The following is a 20,209-nucleotide window of genomic DNA, read 5'->3' as shown; positions in this document are numbered from 1 at the left end:
GCTCAAAATGACCGCTACGGTGGGTTCGGTGAGCTTGCCGCCGGATGGTCACGTCCACACGGAATGGTCATGGGACACCGTCACGGGGTCGATGATCGGCTCGTGCGAGCGGGCGCTCGAGCTGGGGTTGCCGTCGGTGGCGTTCACCGAGCACGCGGACCTCACGCCGTGGCTGATCCCGGAGCCGGTCCGGCCGCACCTGCCGGAGCACTTCCGGGTCCGGCTGCGCCCGGACGGCGTGCTGGAGCCGCCGGACCTCGACGTCGCCGGCTACCTGGCGTGCGTCGACGAGTGCCGCTCGTGGTTTCCTTCGCTGCGGATCCTTTCGGGCGTGGAGCTGAGCGAGCCGCACTGGCACCGCCCGCGCGCCGACGCGCTGCTCGCCGCCCACGACTTCGACCGGGTACTCGGCTCGGTGCATTCGCTGCCGGACGGCGAGCACCACCACGAGCTGACGGTGGTCTCGGACCGGCCGCCCGGGGAACTGCTGCGGGCCTACCTCGGAGAGGTGCTGGGACTCGTCGAGTCGACGGCGGACTTCGCGGTGCTGGCGCACATCGACTACGCGCTGCGGTCCTGGCCGGCCGAGGGGCCGCCGTTCGTGGCGGCGGACTTCGAGGAGGAGTTCCGCACGGTGCTGCGGGCGTTGCGGGCGAGCGGGCGGGCCCTGGAGGTGAACACGAAGGTGCCGCTGCCGGGTGAGGTGGTGCGGTGGTGGTTCCGGGAGGGCGGCGAGGCGGTGGCGTTCGGCAGCGACGCCCACGAGCCGGGACTGGTCGGCCACGGCTTCGCGGAGGCGGCGGCTTTGGTGGAGTCGTGCGGCTTCCGCCCGGGCCACATCCCGCATGACTTCTGGCGCCGCTGACCGGCACGCGCCGGACCTCAGCTCCTACGCCTGGTCGAAAGTCCGTGAATGGCACATTGAGGGACTTGAAGTCCCTCAATGTGCCATTCACGGACTTTGGCGGCAACGAGGGGCGGCCGAGATCGCCGACGATCGTGGGCAGCGCCGTCCCGACGATGGTCTGGTCCAGCGCGGCCAGCAGCATCCCCAGCAGCACGGCGCCGAACACCGCGTTGACCCGGCCGCGGCTCAGGGCGGGCGGCACCGCGGCGCCGGGTATGACCTCCGCGGTGGCCGTCATCTCTTCAAGCTAGTGGGCGGAGTCCACTGTGGATAGCCACCTGTTCCGGTGGTCCGGGCCGCTCAAAGGGTCCAGCGGTCCCGCGGCGGCGATTCGAGGACGAGTTCGCCGCCGACGGCCGCGGCGATCTCCTCGACCGTCCAGGTCTCCCGGTGCAGGACCGGCCGGATGATCGCGGGCTGGCGGACGGCGTGCAGGTGCCCGTCCGCCAGCCGCAGCACCTGCCCGGTGATGCCGGCCGAGAGGTCGCTGAGCAGGTAGGTCACCAGCGGCGCCACCCGTTCGGGCGGCGGCGCGTCACGCCTGCCGTTCGGGTCGGCGGCCATCAGCCGGGTCCACGCGATCGGGCTGACGGCGTTGACGCGCACGCCGTGACCGGCCAGGTCACCGGCCCACGAGTAGGTCATCGACGCGACCGCGCCCTTCGACGCCGAATAGGCGGCGGCGCGGCGCTGCCCGATCATCGACCCCGACGTCACGTTGACGATGACGCCGCTGCCCTGCTCGCACATGACCTTGGCGGCCGCCGTGCCACAGTGGAACGGACCGAGCACGTTGGTCTCGATCAGGGCGCGCGTCCGCTCGGCGTCGTCGTCCTCCCACGGCGGCGCGTGGTAGCCGACGGCGGCGTTGTTGACGAGGCCGTCCAGCGTGCCGAAGTGCTTGTGGCACAAGGTGATCAGCGACCGGGCGTAGCCGGCGTCGGCCACCGAGCCGACGCTCGCCAGCGCGGTGCCGCCGTCCGCTTCGATGGCCGCCGCGGTGTAGTGGGCCGGTTCCGCGTCGACGTCGTTCACGACGACCGCCGCGCCCGACTCGGCGGCGTGCCGCGCGAACGCCCGCCCGAGCCCGCGCCCGGCCCCCGTGACGACGATCGCCCGGCCGTCCAGGATTCCCATGCGTACCAGTGTGACCAGGGATGGTCCGGACCGCAGGCTCAAGCCTCGCGGACCAGCTTCACCTCGAACGGCCGGAATCCCTGGGCGCGGTAGAACGCGAGTGCACCGTCGTTCTGCGCGTACGCCTGCACGGACAGTTCGTTCGCGCCGCGTGCACGAGCCCACTTGACGAACTCGGCCACCAGCGCCTCGCCCACTCCTTCGCGCCGCCGCCCGGCCGCGACCCGCATGCTCTCCAGCACGGCCCGGACCACGCCGGGCCGCAGCGAGTCGGCGGGCAGCAGCCGACCGATCAGGTGACCCGCCGCGGTGCCGTCCTCCGCTCGCGCCAGCAGGCAGAGGGCGGCGTCGTCCTCGACGAGGTCCCGGTAGTACGCCGGGCCTTCCCGGTCCGGCCAGCCGAGGTCCATCGACGGATCACGGGTTCCGGCGTCTTCGGCGAACAGCGCCGCCGCCGACGCGACGAGTTCGGGGACTTCCTGGGTGACATGCACGGAGACAGCCATGTCCAGCACCGTATCCGGGTGTTTTTTCAAAGTAAATTTCACACTTCAGGGCGAAAGGTGCGCCAGGTTTTCCAGAGCCAGCTGCTCCAGATATCCCGCCGCCGCGGCACTGCCGCCCGCCGCGCGGAACGACGCCGCCACGGTTTCGGCCGCCCGGCGGTACCCCGGTTCCGTCAGGACCTCCTCGACCGCCGCCGCGATACGAGGGGCGTCCGCGCGGCCGAAGCGCAGGCGCACGCCCGCGCCGGCCGCCACGACCTGGGCCGCCACGATCGGCTGGTCGTCGCGGATCGGGGCCACGACCAGCGGCAGGCCGTGCCACAGCGTTTCGCAGACGGTGTTGTGGCCCGCGTGGCACAGCACCGCGTCGACCCGCGCCAGCAGCGGCAGCTGCGGGACGCGCGACCGCACCAGGACGTTCGGCGGGACGTCGCCGAGCACCCCGCCCGGGTCGGCGATCACCGCCCGCGCGGGCAGCCCGGCGAACGCCTCCGCCGTCGCCGCCAGGAACTCCGTGCCCGCGCCGGTGTTGGCCGTGCCGAGGGAGACCAGCACCGTCGGCCGGAGCGGGTCGAGCCACGCCCACGGGAAGTCCGTTGTGGACGGACGCGGGCCGAGGGCGGGCCCGACGAGCCGGATCCGCGGCGGCAGTTCGGCCGCGCCGAGCAGTTCGCGGGTCGTGAAGGCGAGCACGCCGTGCGGGGAGAACCGGGGGTCGGCCTCGCCGCGGCCGCCGGCGATCCGGGTGCGCAGCCCGGCCAGGAGCCCGTCGACCCAGTCCGCGACCTTCGGCATCCCGGAGAGGGGGTCGACCAGCTCGGCCGAGGTCGTCGCCGAGGTGACCCACGGCAGGCCGCCGGCATCGGCGAGCAGCCCGCCGGCCAGTGCCTGCTGGTCGGCGACCACGACGTGCGGCTGGAAGGCGTCCAGCGCCGCGGCCACCCCGGGCGCCATGGCGTCGCCGAGCGGGACGAGGAAGTCCTCCCAGAGGAACCGCAGGGCCGCCGGCCCCTTGAGCCCGGCCGGCCGCGGCGGCAGGTCGGGCGGCACGGCGCACGAAAACACGAGAGCGGCCGGGCCGGCCAGCTGCCACAGCAGTTCGTCGTGCCCCGCCCAGGCGACCTCGTGGCCGCGCGCGGTGAGCTCGGCCGCGACGCCGACGGCCGGGTTGACGTGCCCGACCAGGGGCGGGACGACGAAGAGGAACCGGGCCACTACCGCACCCGGGCCGGCGCGCGCGAGGTGTCGCGGACCCACTCGAAGATCAGCTCGGTGAGCTCGGCGGTCCGCTCGACCAGGACCGAGTGCCCCTGGTCGGGCAGCACGACGCAGCGGCAGCCGGCCACCAGGTGCGTCTCGAAGTGCGGCACCTGCGCCGACAGTCCCGAGTCGCCGCCGAAGACCGCGAACACCGGGCAGCGCACCGCCGAGAGGTCCGCCGCGATCGTCGCGCTGCGCGGGATGTCTTCGGCGATCGTGGTGGTCTGGAGGATCCGGTTCGCGGCCTTGGACAGCCGTGCGGTGTGAGCGCCGTGGTTGTCGGCGATCCAGCCGATGACCTCGTCGATCGCCAGCCGGGTCTTGGCGTCGGCCAGCCCGTCGGCCATGTGCCGGGTCCACTCCGCGGTCGGCGGTTCGCCCTCGAGCACGACGACGCTCGCGACCCGGTCGGGCCGGGCGGCGGCCAGCCCGAACGCGACCGAAGCGCCGAAGGAGTTGCCGATGACGTGCACCGGCCGGGTGACGTCGCAGGCGTCGAGGACCGCGACGAGGTCGTCGACGAACCGCTCCAGGTGGTAGCCGGACGACGGCCGCGTCGTGCGGCCGTGCCCTCGCAGGTCGTACATCAGGACGTCGAGGCCGCGCGCGGCGAAGGCCGGGCCGAGGGTGAAGTAGTAGCTCGCCAGGCTGTCGGTGAGCAGGCCGTGGACGCACACGACGATCGGCGCGTCGCCGTCCAGCGGCACGTCGGGGGTCAGGCGCTGGACGTGGACGTCGAGCTCGCCCGCGCGGATCCGGCTCACGCCGTGGCCCGCAGGGAGACGACGATGTGGCGGACGAGCTCGCCGACGGTCAGCGCGATGATCTCGTCCAGGTCGCGCTCGGCGATGAAGGTCGCGAAGTTGACGCGGTCGCCGTAGTGCTCGCGCAGCTGCCCGGACAGGGCCACCAGGTCGACGCTCTCGAGTTCGAGGTCGTCGTGGAACGTGGTGTCCATGGTGATCTCGGTGTCGTCGAGGCCGTACTCCTCGAGCAGCTCCCGCAGCATTTCGCTGAGCCGGACCAGCACGGACACCTCGTCGGCCGTTTCGTGACCGGCCGTGGTCTCGACGCTCATTCCGCAGTCTCCTTCGTCTCTTCGGTCCAGGCGACGACGTAGCGGCGCGGCGGGGCGCCGGGGAGGTTCTCGATGTCCGCGCAGCACACGCGGTAGTGGTGTCCGGCGGCACGGACGGTCAGCTCGCCCTGGCCGGCCGCGACGACCTCGAAGTCCCGGGGTTCGCCGCGCAGGCCGGTTCCGCGCAGTTTCGCGACGGCCTCCTTCGCGGTCCAGAACCGGGCGAACCAGCGCTCCGGATCCCCGGCCAGGCTCGCGAACAACGCCTGCTCGGCCGCCCCGAACGCCGCGTCCACAGTGGACTCCTTACGCGGGACGACCTCTTCGATGTCGATGCCGCACGGTCCGTGGCGCGCGATCGCCACGCCCGCTTCCCCGCGGTGGGCCACGGAAATCGTCAACGGCGGCAGGTCCCGGCCGTAGGCGCCCGTCACGAAGGGACGGCCGGCGTCGTCGTTGCCGACGCGCAGTTCGGCCGGGAACATCTCGGGTTCGCCGCGGGCCCAGAGGAACTGGCGGACGGCGTCCTTCGCCGCGATCCGGCCGAGCAGCCACTGGCGACGGCCGCGGGGTGGACGGCCTTCGTAGGCGTCGCGCTCCTGGCCGGCGAGGTAGTTGCGCATGATGAGCTCACGGGTGGCCAGGTCCGGCCACTGCTCGTGCACCAGCGCCCAGCCGCCCGGCTGCTCGAGCGACAGCGTCGAGCGCTCGGGGGTGCGGTCGGCCTGCCGGATGTGCGGGGTGCTGTCGAACCGCCGGTCACGCCAGCCGGTGAACTCGGCCCAGACTCCCCCGTCGCGGACCAGCTGCATGTCGGCTTCGAGGAACTCCTTGGTCAGCGCGGTGATCCGGACCAGGCACTCCAGCCGCTCCCCCGGCGGCGGGTGCGGGCCGTGGAACCGGATCTCGCGCATGGCGACCGGGAAGACGGTGGTGCGTTCCGCCAGCCGGGACATGATCCAGTAGCCGAGCACCTGGCCGACGTTGTCGAGCAGCGCGCCGGGCGCGGCCGGCGTCGTCAGCACGGCGCGGACGTGCCGTTCGCCGACGGCGGTCAGCTCGGTGACGCCCTGGAAACGCGGGCCGTGGAACATCCAGCGGTCGTCGTAGAGCTCGGCCGCCGTGGTTTCCGGCACCTGCTCGGCCGACGCCGGGAACCGCCACGGCGCGGGCGCGCCGGCCGGGTACGCCGGGGCGAGTTCCACGATGGCCTGGGAGTAGCCGGCCAGGGCCGCCAGCACCCGGCCGGGGGCGTGCGGCCGGACGCGCACCGGCACGGTGACCGGCGGGACCGCCGTGATCCACTGGGTGAGGCGGACGTCGTGCACCGCGACCGCCCGGTGGCCCGGCGCGGCCTGCTCGGCGAAGCGCATGAGGTGGCCGATCACCGTCGTGGCGGGCACGACCGGCCAGCGGTCGCCCGGGCCGGCCTGCGGCGGCTGCTTGAAGAAGCAGTGGTCGAGCAGGTACGGCATCGCTTCGACCGACACCTCGAGGGTGGTGTCCAGCTCCATCGGTGGCGTCGCTTTCACGTGAAAGCGACGCCCCAGGTCGTCGCTTTCACGGGAAAGCGACGCATCGGGGCGGCCGGCGAGCACGGTGGACGCCAGCTCGGCGGTGTCGGCCAGCAGCGCGGCGAACTCCGCGGCGAGCGGTCCCTTCCCGGCCAGTTCGTCCACAGTGGACTTTCCGGTGGCCGGCAGCGCGATCCGGGCGCGGACCTGCTCGTCCAGGGAGATCAGGCGGCCGCCGAGGTCGAGCTTGACGCCCCTTGGCGCGGCCGGGCGCTCACCAGGCAGGCGGGTCAAATCGACGTCGAGCCCGTCGACCCACAGCCCGGTCGCGACCCGGCGCAGCTGCGCGAGGCCGGGGCGGTGCGCCGAGTGCGCCGCCACGACGAGGTGTTCCTCGCCGTGCAGGGTGTCGCCGACCAGGGAGCCGAGCTGCCCGGCGCCCACCTGGACGAACGCGCGGAACCCGGCGGCGTGCAGCGCCCGCACGAGCGGGCGGAACCGGACCGGTTCCAGCAGGTGCCGCACGAACAGCTCGCGGACCTCGGCTTCGCCCGCCGGGTACTCCGACACCGTGGTCGCCGACCACAGCGGCAGCTTCGGCGGGTACAGGGCGAAACTCCCGGCCGCTTCGCGGATCGGGTCGAGGTACGGCCGCAGCATCGGGGTGTGGAAGCCGGACCGGAAGGGCAGTACCTGCGCCACGATCCCCGCGGCCCGGAACCGGTCCACGAGCGCGCCGACCGCCGCGGCCGGGCCGCAGACCATGGCCTGGTTCGGGGAGTTGTCGTGGGAGAGGACGACGTCCGCGCGGCCGGCCAGCTCCTCGAGCACCCGGGGCGCGGGCGCGCCGATCGCGGCGAAGGTGAGGCCGGGGACGGCGAGCGCGTCCGGGTCGAACCCGGCGAGGAAGGCGTCGACCTCGGCTTCGGCGTGGACGCCGGCCACCGCCATCGCCGTCCATTCGCCCAGGCTGTGCCCGGCGACGGCGTCCGGCGTGACGCCGATCCGCCCGAGGGCGGCGTGCAGCAGCCTGCCCAGCTCGAACACCGCGGCGCCCTGCCGTCCGACGTCGCCGACCTCGACGTCCGCGTGCTTCCACGGCAGGCCGAAGTGGCGGGCGACGTCGCCGCAGTTCAGCGTGAGCTCCGACTCGAGGCCGGGGAAGACGAAGGCGACCTTGCCGCCGCCCGGCCCGAGCAGGGGGCGGTCGGCGAACCAGACGTCGTTGCGCCCGCGCCACGGCTTGCCCCGGCCGACCGCCTTCCTCGCCAGGGCCAGCCGCTTCTCCGTCGGGTCGACGATGCCGAGCCGGACCGGGCCGTCGCCGAGCTCGGGGTGACCGGGCCGGTCGAGCTGGTCCCGCAGCTCGCCGACCGACCGCGCGGCGAGCCGCAGCACGCGTTCGGGCTCGCGCACCACGACCGGCTTCGCGTGGCCCGGTGCCTGCTCCAGCACGACGTGGGCGTTGATCCCGCCGAACCCGAACGCGTTGACCCCGGCGCGGCGAACCGGCGCGTCCCACGGCCGGGCACTGTCCAAAGTAGAGAAGCGGGTCTTCGCGAGAGCGGGGTGCGGGTCGTCGCAGTGCAGGGTGGGGAGCAGGACGCCGTGGTGCACGGCCAGTGCCGCCTTGACGAGCCCGGCGATCCCGGCCGCGGGCATCGTGTGGCCGATCATCGACTTGACCGAGCCCAGCACGGCGGAGCCCGCGCTTCCGAACACCTCCGCCAGCGTGGCCAGCTCGGCCGCGTCGCCGGCCGGGGTCGCCGTGCCGTGCGCCTCCAAGAGGCCGAGGGAGTCCGGGTCGGCCGGGTCGAGGCCGGCCGCCGCCCACGCCTGACGGACCGCCCGGACCTGGCCGCCGGAGTCCGGGTTGGCCAGGCTCGCGGTCCGCCCGTCGGAGGCGACGCCGGTGCCGGTGATCACGGCGTAGACGCGGTCGCCGTCGCGCTGGGCGTCGGCGAGGCGTTTGAGCACGACGATTCCGGTGCCTTCGCCGATCAGCACGCCGTCGGCGTCCCGGTGGAAGGGCCGGATGCGCTCGGACGGCGACAGCGCGCCGAGCTGGTTGAACACGCTCCAGAAGGTGATGTCGTGGCAGTGGTGCACCCCGCCGGCGAGCACGACGTCGCAGCGTCCGGTGGCGAGTTCGCGCACGGCGTGGTCGACGGCGATCAGCGAGGACGCGCACGCGGCGTCCACTGTGTACGCGGGCCCGCGCAGGTCGAGCCGGTTGGCCAGCCGCGACGCGGCCAGGTTGGGCACCAGCCCGATCGCGGACTCCGGTGCCTCGGGGCCGAGCTGGTCGGTGAAGGCCTGGCGGACGGCGTCCAAGCGCGCCGGATCGAGGTCGGGCAGCAGCTCGCCGAGGGTGCGGACGAGCTGGCTCGCGGTGCGGACGCGCTGGTCGAGCCGGACCAGCCCCGGCGTCAGGTAACCGCCGCGGCCGAGGACGACGCCGACCTTCGCACGGTCGGCGGGCAGCCGGTCCGGCCCGCCCGCGTCCGCGACGGCCTGCGCGGCGACCCGCAGCGCGATCAGCTGGTCGGGTTCGGTGGACGGCACGGAGTTCGGCATGATCCCGAACCCGGTGACGTCCACTTCGGCCAGTTCGTCGACGAAGCCGCCGCGCCGGCAGTAGACCCGGTCGGCCCGCCGCTCACCCGGCGCGTAGTGCTCGCCGTCCCACTTCTCCGGCGGGACCTCGGTGATCGCGTCGACGCCGCCGACGAGGTTGCGCCAGTAGGCCGCCAGGTCGGGGGCGCCGGGCAGCAGCACCGACATCCCGACGATCGCCACGGGGCCCGGCATCCGCGTCACCAGCCCGAAGCGGTGTGGACGACGGCGGCGGTTTCCGGGCGGCCCCACGCCAGCTCGCGCAGCAGGCCGAGGGTGCCTTCCTCCGGATCGATCAGCGCGATGCCGCGGCGGGCGTAGTCGCGCATCAGCTCGGGTGTCACCATGCCGTCGTGGTCACCGGTCGGGGCCCACGGTCCCCAGTGGACGGTCACCGCCCGCCCGGCGGGCCACCGGCGTCCCAGCGACTCGAGTGCGTCGTTGGCGGCGGCGTAGTCCGACTGGCCGCGGTTGCCGAGCGTCGCGGCGATGCTGCCGAACAGGACGACGAACGTCGGCTCGTCGGGCAGGTCGGCGGTCGCCTCCAGGAGAGTCCGGGCACCGTCGACCTTCGTGCCGTACACGCGGCCGAACGACTCCGGCGTCTTTTCGGCGACGAGCTTGTCCTCGATCACCCCGGCCGCGTAGACGATGCCGTCGAGGCGGCCGTGCTCGGCGTGGATCTCCTTGACCGCGCGGTGCACGGCTTCGGCGTCGAGCATGTCGACCGACTGGTAGCGCACCGGGCTACCGAGGGCTTCGAGCTTGTCCAGGGTCTGCCGGACCTCGCGTTCGCCGAGGATCCGGCGGACCGTCCGTTCGATCTCGGCGGGGCTCTTCAGGCCCGCGTCGATCAGGGCCGCCCGGAGATCTTTGGCCGTCTTCGCCTGCGGGTACTCGTCTTCCGCCGCGGGCACCGGCGTCCGGCCGAGCAGTTCGATCCGGCAGCGGGCGGTGCCGGCCAGGGTGACGGCGAAGCGGGCGGTGATGCCCTTGGCGCCGCCGACGAGCAGGACGACCGAGTCGCGGTCCAGGCCGAGCGCGGCCGCTTCGGCGGCCCCGTCGCCTGCCGGGCCCGCGCCGCTGCTGCCGAGCAGGCCGAGTCCCTGCTCGGTCATGCGGAGCCCCCTGCGGGAGCCGGCTTCCCGCACGACGACGGGCTCGCGGTCCACAGTGGACAGCTCGGCGGCGAACGCGGCGGCCCGCGTTTCCGGGCTTTCGGCCGGGGACAGTTCGACCACGCGGGTGAGCGTGTCCGGGTACTCGCGGGCGAGGCTGCGGTGGAAGCCGCGCAAGCCCTCGCCGGGCCCGGCGGTCAGCAGCCAGGCGGGCTTCGCCGCCAGGGCGGCCTGGTACTGGGGGAAGGCGGCGGGCAGGACCGGGCCGCCGTCCGGCAGGAAGAGGACCCCGTCGAACCCGGCACGGACGTCGTCGGCGAGTTCGGCGGTCGCGCCCAGCCCGGTGAGCCGGGTCCGGACGGCCTCGGCGAGTGGCCCGCGGCCGAGGAGGAGGAACTTGCGGCCGGTGACGTCGGGGGTCTCGGCCGTCGCCAGCTCGAACTCGGCCATGACCAGGCGTTTCGGCGCGACGATGACCGGTGCGGGCTCGGTGGGAGCCTGCACCGGCGGTGCCGCAGGCTTGTCCGGTTCCGGCTGTCCTCTGCCGACGAGCTTCGCGATCGCCGCGGCGGTCCGCGCCTTGGCCAGCTCTTCGACGTCGCCACCGGTGTCGAGGTTCAGCCGGGTGGCCAGCTCACCGGCGATCTCGGCCCGCTTGATGGAGTCGATGCTCAGGTCGGCTTCCAGATCGAGATCCGGCTCGATCATCTCCACCGGATACCCGGTCCGCTCCCCGATCACCTCGACCACGGTCTCCAGCACCGACACCGTCTCCGGCGCCGCATCGGAGGGCTCGTCACCGATCAGCTCGGCGATCGCGGCAGCCGTCCGGGCCTTCGCGAACTCCTCCACGTCCCCACCGGCCAGCCCCAGCCGGGAGGCCAGTTCGCCCGCGATCTCGGCCCGCTTGATCGAGTCGATGCTCAGGTCGGCTTCCAGATCGAGATCCGGCTCGATCATCTCCACCGGATACCCCGTCCGCTCCCCGATCACCTCCACCACCGTCTCCAGCACCGACGCGGCCTTCGACGGTGAAACCACGACCGGCACCACCGTGGGCTGCTCGATGACCGGCGGCGAAACCGGGAGCGGCGCGGAGAGCGGCAAGGGCGCGTCGGTGCCGAGGAAGCCGAGGAGCACGTCCCGCTGGGCCGCGATCATCTCGCGGCTCGTGCGCAGGAAGTCCGCGACCATCGCCTCCGACGTGGCCGCCTGCGGGGCCGCGGGCGCGAAACCGAGCGAAACCCGTTCGGCCGGCCGCAACGCACCAGCCGGGATCGCGCCGTCCGCGGTGCGGAGCAGGTGACCGTCGACCGTCCACCCGGGACGCTTCGGCCGCGGGGCCGTCGCCGCGTCGACCGCGTCGCGGCCGCGGAACAGCCAGCCGGTCTCGACGGGCGCCCCGGACACCGCCAGCTGCGCGAGCGCGCCGAGGAAGCCCGGCAGGCCGCGGCGGCCCGGCTGCTCGAACCCGGCCGTGCGGTGCGGCCGGTCGCCGAGGATGGCGGCGACCTGCTTGGCCAGCACGGCTCCGGGGCCGGCCTCGACGAACACGCGCGCCCCAGCCGAGTACATCGCTTCGACCTGTTCGACGAACCGGACGGGTGAACCCACTTGCGCGGCCAGTTCGGCGCGGATCTCGTCGGGGTCCGCCGGATAGGGCGCCGCGGTCCGGTTGCCGTACACCGGGACGGCGGGCCGCACGACGCCGATCGCTTCCAGGGCGCGGCCGAGCGCCTCCCCCGCGGGGGCGACCAGGGGGCTGTGGAAGCCGCAGGCGACCGGGATCCGTTTCGCGCCGAGCCCCGCGTCGCGCAGCTGGACGACGGCCGCTTCGACGTCGGCGGTCGGCCCGGAGATCACCGTCTGCCGGGGCGAGTTGTGGTTCGCGAGGACGACCGCGTCGAGCCCGGCGTCGGCGAGCACCTTCCCGGTGTCCGCCGCGGACGCGGCGACCGCGGCCATCGCGCCCGGGTCGGACGGCGGCACCGCGTCGAGGATCGCCCCGGCCCGGACGTGGCTGGCGTGCAGCAGCGCTTCGGGTGTGAGGGCGCCGGCCGCGGCCAGCGCCGTCAGTTCTCCGTAGCTGTGCCCGCCCACCATCGCGGGCCGCACGCCGGCGCGGGTCAGCAGCCGGAAGGCGGCCAGCCCGGTGAGGCCGAGCGCGGGCTGGGCGACGCGGGTGTCCGTGACGCGCTCGGCGAGCGCCTGGCGCTCGCGTTCGCCGAACACCGCGGGCCCGAACACGACCTCGGCCGTGTCCGGGTCCAGGCGCAGGTACCGCTGCAGCTCGGGGAAGGTGACGAACAGCTCGGCGAACATGCCCGGCCGCTGGCTGCCCTGGCCCGGGAACAACACCGCGACCGCACCCGGCTCGTCGTCGCCCGCACGGTAGAGGCCCGGCGCGTCCTCACCGGCGAGCGCCCGCCGCAGCAGGCCGGCCAGTTCGTCCACAGTGGACGCGACGACGGCCAGGCGGATCCGCCCGCCCGCCGCTTCGGCCCGCCGGGACGCGCTGAGGGCGAGGTCGCGCAGCCGCCACGGCTGCCGGTCCGCCGGGACTTCCGAAGCCAGCGCCAGCAGCGCCCGCGCCGCGGAGTCCGTCGTGAAGGTGAACAGCTCGGCGGGCCACTCGTCCGCCGCCTGCGCGGGCGGCACGCCGTCGTGCGCGCGGAGCACGACGTGGAAGTTGGTCCCGCCGAAGCCGAACGCGCTGACCCCGGCGAGCCGGTCGGCCGGCGGCGCGGTCCACGGCTGCGCGGCCGACTGGAACACGAACGGGCTGGTCTCGGGATCCCACGCCGGGTTCGGCGACGAAAGGTGCAGCGTCGGCGGTTTGACGCCGGTGTGCAGCGCCAGCGCGGCCTTGATCAGCCCGGCCAGGCCCGCGGCGCACTTGGTGTGCCCGATCTGGGACTTCACCGACCCGATCGTGCAAGCGCCCGGCTCGGCGCCGGCCTCGGTGAACACCTTCGTCAGCGTGCCGAGCTCGGTCCGGTCGCCGACGACGGTGCCCGTGCCGTGCGCCTCGACGAGCCCGACGCGCGCGGGCGAGACGCCGGCGTTGCGGTAGGCCCGGGTCAACGCGGTGTGCTGGCCTTCCGGGCGTGGCGCGGTGAGCCCGAGCGCGCGGCCGTCCGAAGCCGCCCCGACGCCCTTGATCACGGCGTACACGCGGTCGCCGTCGCGTTCGGCGTCGGCGAGGCGTTTCAGCGCGACGCAGGCGACGCCTTCGCCCAGCGCGATGCCGTCGGCCGCGCTGTCGAACGTCGCCGACCGCCCGGTCGGCGAGAGGGCGTGCGCCGAGGCGAACAGGAGGTAGTCGTTGATGCCGTTGTGCAGGTCCGCGCCGCCGCAGAGGACGAGGTCGCTGGTGCCGGCGGTCAGCTCCTTGCAGGCGACGTCGACGGCGGTCAGCGAAGACGCGCACGCGGCGTCGACGGTGTAGTTGGCCCCGCCCAGGTCGAGCCGGTTGGCGATCCGCCCGGCGATCACGTTGGCGAGCACGCCCGGGAAGGAGTCGTCGGTGATCCGCGGCAGCCGTTCGTCCAGTTCGGACGGCAGTTCGCCCAGATACGACGGCAGCACCGACCGCAGGGTCATCGCGTTCGACAGGTCGCTGCCCGCCTCCGCGCCGAACACCACCGACGTCCGGGCCCGGTCGAACGCGCGCTCGGCGTACCCCGCGTCGGCCAGCGCGCGGTGCGCGGCCTCGAGGGCCAGCAGCTGCACGGGTTCGATGCTGGCGAGCGAGGCCGGCGGGATGCCGTACTTCAGCGGGTCGAACCCGATCTCCGGCAGGAACCCGCCCCAGCGCGACGGCGTCCGCTCCCCCTGACCGTCAGGGTCGTAGTAGAGGGAGGTGTCCCAGCGCTGCGGGGGCACCTCGGTCACCGCGTCGGCGCCGGACAGCACGTTCGCCCAGAACGCGGCCAAGTCCGGGGCCTGCGGGAACATGCAGGCCATGCCGACGATCGCGATGTCCAGCGGCGCGGGTGCCGCCGGTTCCGGCTGTTCCGTCGCGGCGATGCCGAATTCGGCGGCCCGCGCGCGCAGGAACGCGTTCGCACCCGCACCCACCGAGTGGTGCAGGCCGGCGATCGTGGTGACGGCCGAGCGGAGCACGGCGACCTCGCCCGCCATGAACATGCCCTCGGCGAGCTGGCGGTCTTCACCGACGTCACGCAGTTCGGAGCCGACGCGCTCGATGCCCTTGCTCGCCAGGCGCAGCCGTCCGACGTTGAGCGTCTCCAGGTGTTCCCACGCGTCGCGGCTCGGCACGCCGCGCTCGGCGAGGTCCGCCTTGATCGCCGCGTACTCCTCGGTGAACGGGCTGCGGACGCAGCGGGTGGCGTGGCCCGGCGCGGTTTCCAGGAGGTCGGTCCGCTCGGCTGCCAGGAGCCGGCGCTGGAACAGCGGGAGGACGGCGCCCGCGTCGACGGCCTCGCGGGTGAACAGGTAGGCGGTGCCCATCAGCACCCCGACGGCCGCGCCGCGTGTCGCCACCGGGGCGGCGAGGGCGGCCACCATGGCGGCCGAACGCTCGTCGTGGATCCCGCCGGCGAAGAGCACCTGCAGGTCCGCGGCGGCGTCCGGCGTGCCCGCGAGGAAGTCGGCGAGGACGCCGAGCTGGGCTTCCCACAACGGGAAGCTGGTGCGCGGGCCGACGTGCCCGCCGCATTCCGAGCCTTCGAAGACGAACTTGCGCGCGCCTGCCTCGAGGAACTGCTTGAGCAGTCCCGGCGAGGGCACGTGGAGGAACGTCGAGATGCCGGCTTCCTCCAGGGCGGCGGCCTGGGCCGGGCGGCCGCCGGCGATGATCGCGTGCGTCGGCCGTACCTCGCGGATCACCGCCAGCTGCGCGGCTTTGACGTCGTCGGCGGCGAACCCGAGGACACCGACGCCCCAAGGCGCGTCGCCGACGGTTTCACGGGTCCGTTCCAGGACGTCGCGGGTCTGGTCCGCGCCGGACAGGGCCAGCGCGATGAACGGCAGCGCGCCGCCCGAAGCGACCGCGGCCGCGAACGCGGGCTGGTCGCTGACGCGCGTCATCGGGCCCTGCGCGACCGGCAGTGCCGTGCCGAAGGCGCGGCTGCCCGCGCTGCCGGGGCCCAGCACCGGGGTCTCGGCGCCCAAGGCCTCGCCGATGGCGTCGCGCAGGCCCCGCACCGCGGCGGTTACCGTGCCCCAGCGGTCGCGGAACCGGGTGGCCAGGAAGACGTCCTGCCCGGCTTCGATCGTCGTTCCGCCGGCCGGCCCCCGGCGGGACAGGACGCGGACACCGTCCACGACCACGGTTTCGGAGCCGTCGAGACCGGTCAGGGCGACGGTCAGCGCCGACGGCAGTTCGGCCTCCGGGAGCAGCGCGAGCTGCGTGTCCACCACGACGCCGGCCGCACCGCCCGCGACCGCCGCCGCGGCGGTGTGCGGCCCGATCCCGCCCGCCGCCCACACCGGGACGTCCAGGGTCTCGTCGTCGAGCAAGGCTTGAAGTAACACGTACGTGCTGAGCTCACCCGTGCGGCCGCCGCATTCGTGACCGCGGGCGATCAGGCCGTGAGCGCCACCGGCGACCGCCCGCGCGGCCGACGCGCGGGAGGTGACCTCGGCCAGCACCCGGCGTCCCGGGAAGTCACGGGCCGGGCTCGGGCAGTCTTCGGTCAGCAGGACGGTGGTCACGGCGTCCGGGAGTGCCGGGCCGGCCGGGCCCGCGAGCCGGACCCCGAACGCCGGCACGCCCCATTCTCCCAGCACCGCGAGCTCTTCCGCGGCCGCGGCACCGCCGCCGGTCAGGTCGAGCACGCCGAGCCCGCCCCCACGCGCGGCGGCCGCGACCCCGCGCGCCGACGGCGATCGCAGCGGCGACACGGCGACGACCAGGTCGGCCGGCACGGAGTCGTCTTTCGAGAGACGCATGGGAACTCCCGCTACGCACGAAAGGGTGATGGGTAACGGGGAGTACTTAAGCGGGTTCCTTCGATGACGTCAACAACCCGCCACGATTTCATAGCGGCGGTTCAGAAAATTCGGGACCGACCAGGCCGATGGCGCAAGAATTTAACGCCGCCGTCACGTTCCCCGCACCCGGGCACCGGAGGAGCATTGTCCGCGCCCGGCCTCCGGACCGGTTCCGCCGCTGGTCCGGCGGACGTGCCGACCGGACGGCGCAAGCCCTCCCGCCTGGTGGACGCAGTACGGTTGCCCACACCGGCCCACTCCGACCGGCGGGTACGGCGTTTCCGCCGGGCCACCACGAAGTATCCGGACGGTAAACCCGAGCCGTTCGAACTCCGCTTCGGCAAGCGCGAAGACCGCCGGTTCACCGGCCGGAGGGATACGTTTTCCGTCAATTTTACGAAGTGCCCTCAGAACCGTCCGAAGAATTCGACGACCGCCACCGCACACCGCTTCTGGTCCACTGTGGATTAGGCGAACACCGGGGTTCCCGGTGCTCACGCGAGCGTGAAGAGGAAGCCGCGAAGGCGGCCGGGTTCACGGCGCGGACGACCGAGAGCATTCGGGCGACCACCATCGGTACTCCGATTGGCGGCGATGACTGAAATTTTCCATCGTCGCGTTAACGCTTTTCCTGAGAAAAAGCTGAAGAGGATTCGCATACCAGCCAGTAGCAATAGACGTATCGTCTACACTTGGACTGTATGTCCAGCAGCAGCGGAGGTGGTCGTGGAGTACTGGTACACCGACGAGCGCTCGGGGGTGCGGTACCCCGGCGACCCGCGGCGCTGGCGCGGTGACGACGGCGCGCCGCTGACGGTGCCTCCGCTGGCCGGCCTCACGCCCGGCGACGTCGACGCACGCGTCCGCTCGCTCTGGCGGTACCGGGCCGCCCTGCCCGGCGACCTCGATCCGGTGTCGCTGGGCGAAGGCTGCACTCCCCTGGTCCCGCGGGCCTGGGACGGCGGTCACAGCGGCGACGTCCGGTTCAAGCTCGAGTGGTTCAGCCCGACCGGCAGCTTCAAGGACCGCGGTTCCAGCGTCATGATCTCCGCGCTGGCCGGCGCCGGGGTGCGGGAGCTCCTGGAAGACAGCTCCGGCAACGGCGGCTCGTCGGTGGCGGCCTACAGCGCCGCGGCCGGGATCTCGGCGACCGTCCTCGCCCCCCAGGGGACGTCACCCGCGAAGGTGCTGCAAACCCGAGCGTACGGCGCGGCCGTCGAACTGGTGCCCGGCACGCGCGACGACACCGCCGCCGAAGCTGTCCGCCGCTCGGCCCGCACGACCTACGCGAGCCACAACTGGCACCCGTTCTTCCTGCAGGGCACCAAGACCCTCGCCTACGAGCTGTGGGAAGACCTCGGCTTCCGCGCGCCGGACGCCGTCGTCACCGTCGCCGGCGCGGGCAGCATCGTGCTGGGCTGCGACCTCGGGTTCGGCGAGCTGCTGGCCGCCGGGTCGATCGCGAAGCGACCGCGGCTGCTGGTCGCCCAGCCGCGGAACTGCTCGCCCGTCGACGCGGCCTTCCACGACCGGCCGCCACCGCCGTTCGCCCCGACCGTCGCCGAGGGGACCGCGATCCGGCAGCCGGTGCGGCTCCCCGAAGTCGTCGCGGCGATCCGGCGCTCGGGCGGCGACACCGCCGCGATCGAGGAGGACGCCATCGCCGCGGCCGCCCGCCGTCTCGCGTCCCTCGGTCTCTACGCCGAGCCGACGAGCGCGACCGCCGCCGCGGCCATCGACGTCTTCCGCGCCCGCGGCGCGATCCGGCCCGGCGAAACCACCGTCGTCGTGCTCACCGGGTCGGGCCTGAAGGCGGCGGACAAGCTGCGGGAGCTGATCGGATGACCGAGGACGAGCTGCTGCTGCGCGAGGCGGAGAAGATCGCCCACGCCGTCGGCCGGATGTTCCCTGGCCTGTGCGAGGTCGTCCTGCACGACCTGCGCGACCCGGCTCAAGCCGTGCGCGCGATCGAAGGCAGCCTGTCCGGGCGCGCCGTCGGCGACCCCGCGACCGAGCTGGGCCTGGCCCGGATCGCCGACCCGGAGTTCCCGGACGTGCTCCAGAACTACCCGAACCGCTTCCCGGACGGGCGCCCCGCGAAGAGCACGTCGATCGGCATCCGCAACGGGCGCGGCGAGTACGTCGCGGCGCTGTGCCTCAACCTCGACGTCTCCCTGCTCGGTTCGGCCGCCCGCGCCCTGACCCGCCTGTCCCGCACCGACGATCCCGCCCCGCTCACCGAATCCCTGCGCGCCCGCACCGCCGACGAGCTGCGCGCCCTGGTCGAGGACTACGCGGCCGAGCACGGCCACACCCCGCACAGCCTGCCGGCGGCCGCGAAGAAGGACCTGGTGCGGTTGCTGAAGGCGCGTGGCTTCCTCGAGCTGAAGAACGCGGTGCCGTCGCTGACCGACCTGCTCGGGATCTCCCGCGCCAGCGTCTACAACTACCTGCGCTGACTCAGAACCTTGTTCAGCCGTCGGCCGGCGCGAGAGTCACCGCAGGCGGGCGAGCTGCGGTCCTAACCAGAATAAGGTTCTCAGAAGACCGACCAGCCCGTCAGCGTCGTGAACCGGTCGAGCGCGGCGACGCCGGCGACGGAGTTGCCGCGCGCGTCCAGCCCCGGGCTCCAGACGCAGACCGCGCACCGGCCCGGCACGATCGCGACGATGCCGCCACCCACCCCGCTCTTGCCGGGCAGGCCGTGCTGGCCATCATCGTCTTCCTGATCACCGGCGCCGGCCTGGTGCTGACCGGCGCCGACATCGGCGGCACCCCCGCCGGCGCGCACAACCTGACCGGCCACAGTGGACTCTTCCCGGCGGGCATCGGCGTCGCGCTGATGACACTGCAGGCGGTCATCTTCGCGATCGGCTGGCGGTTCGTCGTGAAGCGCCGCGACCGCAACCCGGCCGGGTAGCGCGACGGCCGAAGTCCGTGAATGGCACATCGAGGGACGTAGAGTCCGTGAATGTGCCATTCACGGACTTCCGGCCTGAGCGGGGCGGCCGGGGTAGCGCGCCGGCCGCGGGCGGGCATACTCGACCTCCGGAGAGGGAGGTGGGCGGTGCCGGAGAGCACGGAGACGCGGCGGGTGACGATCCACGACGTCGCCCGCTCGGCCGGGGTGTCCCGGCAGACGGTGTCGCGGGCGCTGAACGACAAGGCCGAGATCGACGGCTCGACCAAGCAGCGCGTCCTCGACGTCGCCCGTGAGCTCGGCTACCGCCCCAGCCGCTTCGCCCGCGGCTTGGTCCGGCCGGACACCACCACGATCGGCCTGGTGGTGCCGGACCTGCTCAACCCGTTCTTCACCGAGGTCGCCTCCGGGGCGCTGGAGGCGGCCCGGGCCCGCGGCTGGCACGTGGTCGTCCACGACACCACCGACGACCCCGAGCAGGAGCTCGCCACGCTGCGGGTGATCGGCGCCCAGGTCGACGCGGTCGTCGGCTACTTCAGCCGGTCCGACGAGGACCTCGACCGCCTCACCGCCGGCATCCCGGTGGTGCTGATCGGCCGGGAGCCGCGCATCCCGCGGTTCAGCGGCATCGGGATCGACGGCGAGGACGGCGTCCGCGAGGCCGTCGCCCACCTGGTCTCGCGCGGGCACCGGCGGATCGGGATGCTCGACGGCCACCCCGCGCCGAGCGTCCGGCAGACCTGGTTCCGGCGGGCCGCCGCCGAGTGCGGGATCGCCGTGCACCCCGGCTGGATCACCGCCGCCGCCCAGACCGTCGGCGGCGGCGGCACGGCGCTGGCCGCGCTGCTCGCCGCGCACCCCGACGTCACTGCCGTGTTCGCGTTCAACGACGTGATGGCCATCGGCGCGCTGCGCGAGGCGCGCCGGTTCGGCCTGCGTGTGCCCGCCGATCTCGCCGTGATCGGGTTCGACGGGCTCGCGCTCGGCACCCTGGTCGAGCCGGAGCTCTCGAGCGTCGCCATCGACACGCGCGCGCTCGGCGCGCTGGCCGTCGAGCAGGCGGCCCGGCTCGTGACCGGTGCCGCCCCGCTCGAGCCCGGCGAGCTGATCATCCGCGCGGGCCTCCACCTGCGCGAATCCGCCTGATCCTTGACACCCGTCCCCGCCCCCAAGCAGACTGCGATGCGGTCCGTGA

Annotated in this window: 11 protein-coding genes and 2 pseudogenes; 5 read left to right on the top strand and 8 right to left on the bottom strand. The window is 73.7% G+C overall.

Going from position 1 to position 20,209, the window contains the following annotated elements:
* The first annotated feature begins 7 nt into the window (after positions 1–7).
* Positions 8–865: a PHP domain-containing protein gene (locus A3CE_RS0149415; protein ID WP_245589761.1), complete on the top strand. Its 858-nt coding sequence runs from the start codon at positions 8–10 to the stop codon at positions 863–865.
* A 342-nt stretch (positions 866–1,207) separates the two neighbouring features.
* Here the strand turns inward: A3CE_RS0149415 and A3CE_RS0149405 are convergent, their stop codons facing one another.
* Genes A3CE_RS0149405 through A3CE_RS0149375 form a run of 7 tightly spaced genes read right to left on the bottom strand, consistent with a single transcriptional unit; the run spans position 1,208 to position 16,052 of the window.
* A complete protein-coding gene (locus A3CE_RS0149405; protein ID WP_020647553.1) occupies positions 1,208–2,044 on the bottom strand; it encodes an SDR family NAD(P)-dependent oxidoreductase in 837 nt (278 codons plus the stop codon).
* 38 nt (positions 2,045–2,082) lie between these two features.
* A complete protein-coding gene (locus tag A3CE_RS0149400; RefSeq protein ID WP_020647552.1) occupies positions 2,083–2,550 on the bottom strand; it encodes a GNAT family N-acetyltransferase in 468 nt (155 codons plus the stop codon).
* Positions 2,551–2,595: 45 nt separating this feature from the next.
* Positions 2,596–3,765: a glycosyltransferase gene (locus A3CE_RS0149395; protein WP_026469625.1), complete on the bottom strand. Its 1,170-nt coding sequence runs from the start codon at positions 3,763–3,765 to the stop codon at positions 2,596–2,598.
* Positions 3,765–4,574 carry an alpha/beta fold hydrolase gene (locus A3CE_RS0149390; protein ID WP_020647550.1) on the bottom strand — a complete coding sequence of 270 codons (810 nt, stop codon included), beginning with the start codon at positions 4,572–4,574 and terminating at the stop codon, positions 3,765–3,767. Before A3CE_RS0149390 ends, A3CE_RS0149395 begins: the two co-directional genes overlap by 1 nt.
* The gene (locus A3CE_RS0149385; RefSeq protein WP_020647549.1) at positions 4,571–4,888 is read right to left on the bottom strand and encodes an acyl carrier protein; all 318 of its coding nucleotides are present in this window, start codon (positions 4,886–4,888) and stop codon (positions 4,571–4,573) included. Before A3CE_RS0149385 ends, A3CE_RS0149390 begins: the two co-directional genes overlap by 4 nt.
* Positions 4,885–9,213, bottom strand: a complete 4,329-nt coding sequence (locus A3CE_RS0149380) for a type I polyketide synthase (RefSeq protein WP_084642199.1) — start codon at positions 9,211–9,213, stop codon at positions 4,885–4,887. The genes A3CE_RS0149385 and A3CE_RS0149380 overlap by 4 nt, the downstream gene beginning before the upstream one ends.
* Before the next feature lie 5 nt (positions 9,214–9,218).
* On the bottom strand, positions 9,219–16,052 hold the full coding sequence (locus A3CE_RS0149375) for a type I polyketide synthase (protein ID WP_020647547.1): 6,834 nt from the start codon (positions 16,050–16,052) through the stop codon (positions 9,219–9,221).
* Positions 16,053–16,820: 768 nt separating this feature from the next.
* On the opposite strand from A3CE_RS0149375, the gene A3CE_RS0149370 reads away from it, so the two are divergent.
* Both A3CE_RS0149370 and A3CE_RS0149365 read left to right on the top strand, forming a co-directional pair.
* Positions 16,821–17,939, top strand: a complete 1,119-nt coding sequence (locus tag A3CE_RS0149370; RefSeq protein WP_026469623.1) for a threonine synthase — start codon at positions 16,821–16,823, stop codon at positions 17,937–17,939.
* The gene (locus A3CE_RS0149365; RefSeq protein ID WP_020647545.1) at positions 17,936–18,553 is read left to right on the top strand and encodes a helix-turn-helix transcriptional regulator; all 618 of its coding nucleotides are present in this window, start codon (positions 17,936–17,938) and stop codon (positions 18,551–18,553) included. Before A3CE_RS0149370 ends, A3CE_RS0149365 begins: the two co-directional genes overlap by 4 nt.
* Positions 18,554–18,633: 80 nt before the next feature.
* Here A3CE_RS0149365 and A3CE_RS55830 read toward each other — a convergent pair.
* Positions 18,634–18,798, bottom strand: a pseudogene (locus A3CE_RS55830) (glutaminase); the annotation flags it as partial.
* On the opposite strand from A3CE_RS55830, the pseudogene A3CE_RS0149355 reads away from it, so the two are divergent.
* Both A3CE_RS0149355 and A3CE_RS0149350 read left to right on the top strand, forming a co-directional pair.
* A pseudogene (locus A3CE_RS0149355) lies at positions 18,799–18,963 on the top strand (amino acid permease); the annotation flags it as partial.
* A 198-nt stretch (positions 18,964–19,161) separates the two neighbouring features.
* Entirely contained in the window at positions 19,162–20,160 is a 999-nt protein-coding gene (locus A3CE_RS0149350) for a LacI family DNA-binding transcriptional regulator (protein WP_020647542.1), read from the top strand.
* The last annotated feature ends 49 nt before the right edge of the window (positions 20,161–20,209 follow it).

The organism is Amycolatopsis balhimycina FH 1894 (assembly GCF_000384295.1).
In the GTDB taxonomy this organism is placed as follows: Bacteria; Actinomycetota; Actinomycetes; order Mycobacteriales; family Pseudonocardiaceae; genus Amycolatopsis; species Amycolatopsis balhimycina.
The sequence above is the reverse complement of the archived record's forward strand: the minus strand, read 5'-3'. Positions and strand labels throughout refer to the sequence as shown.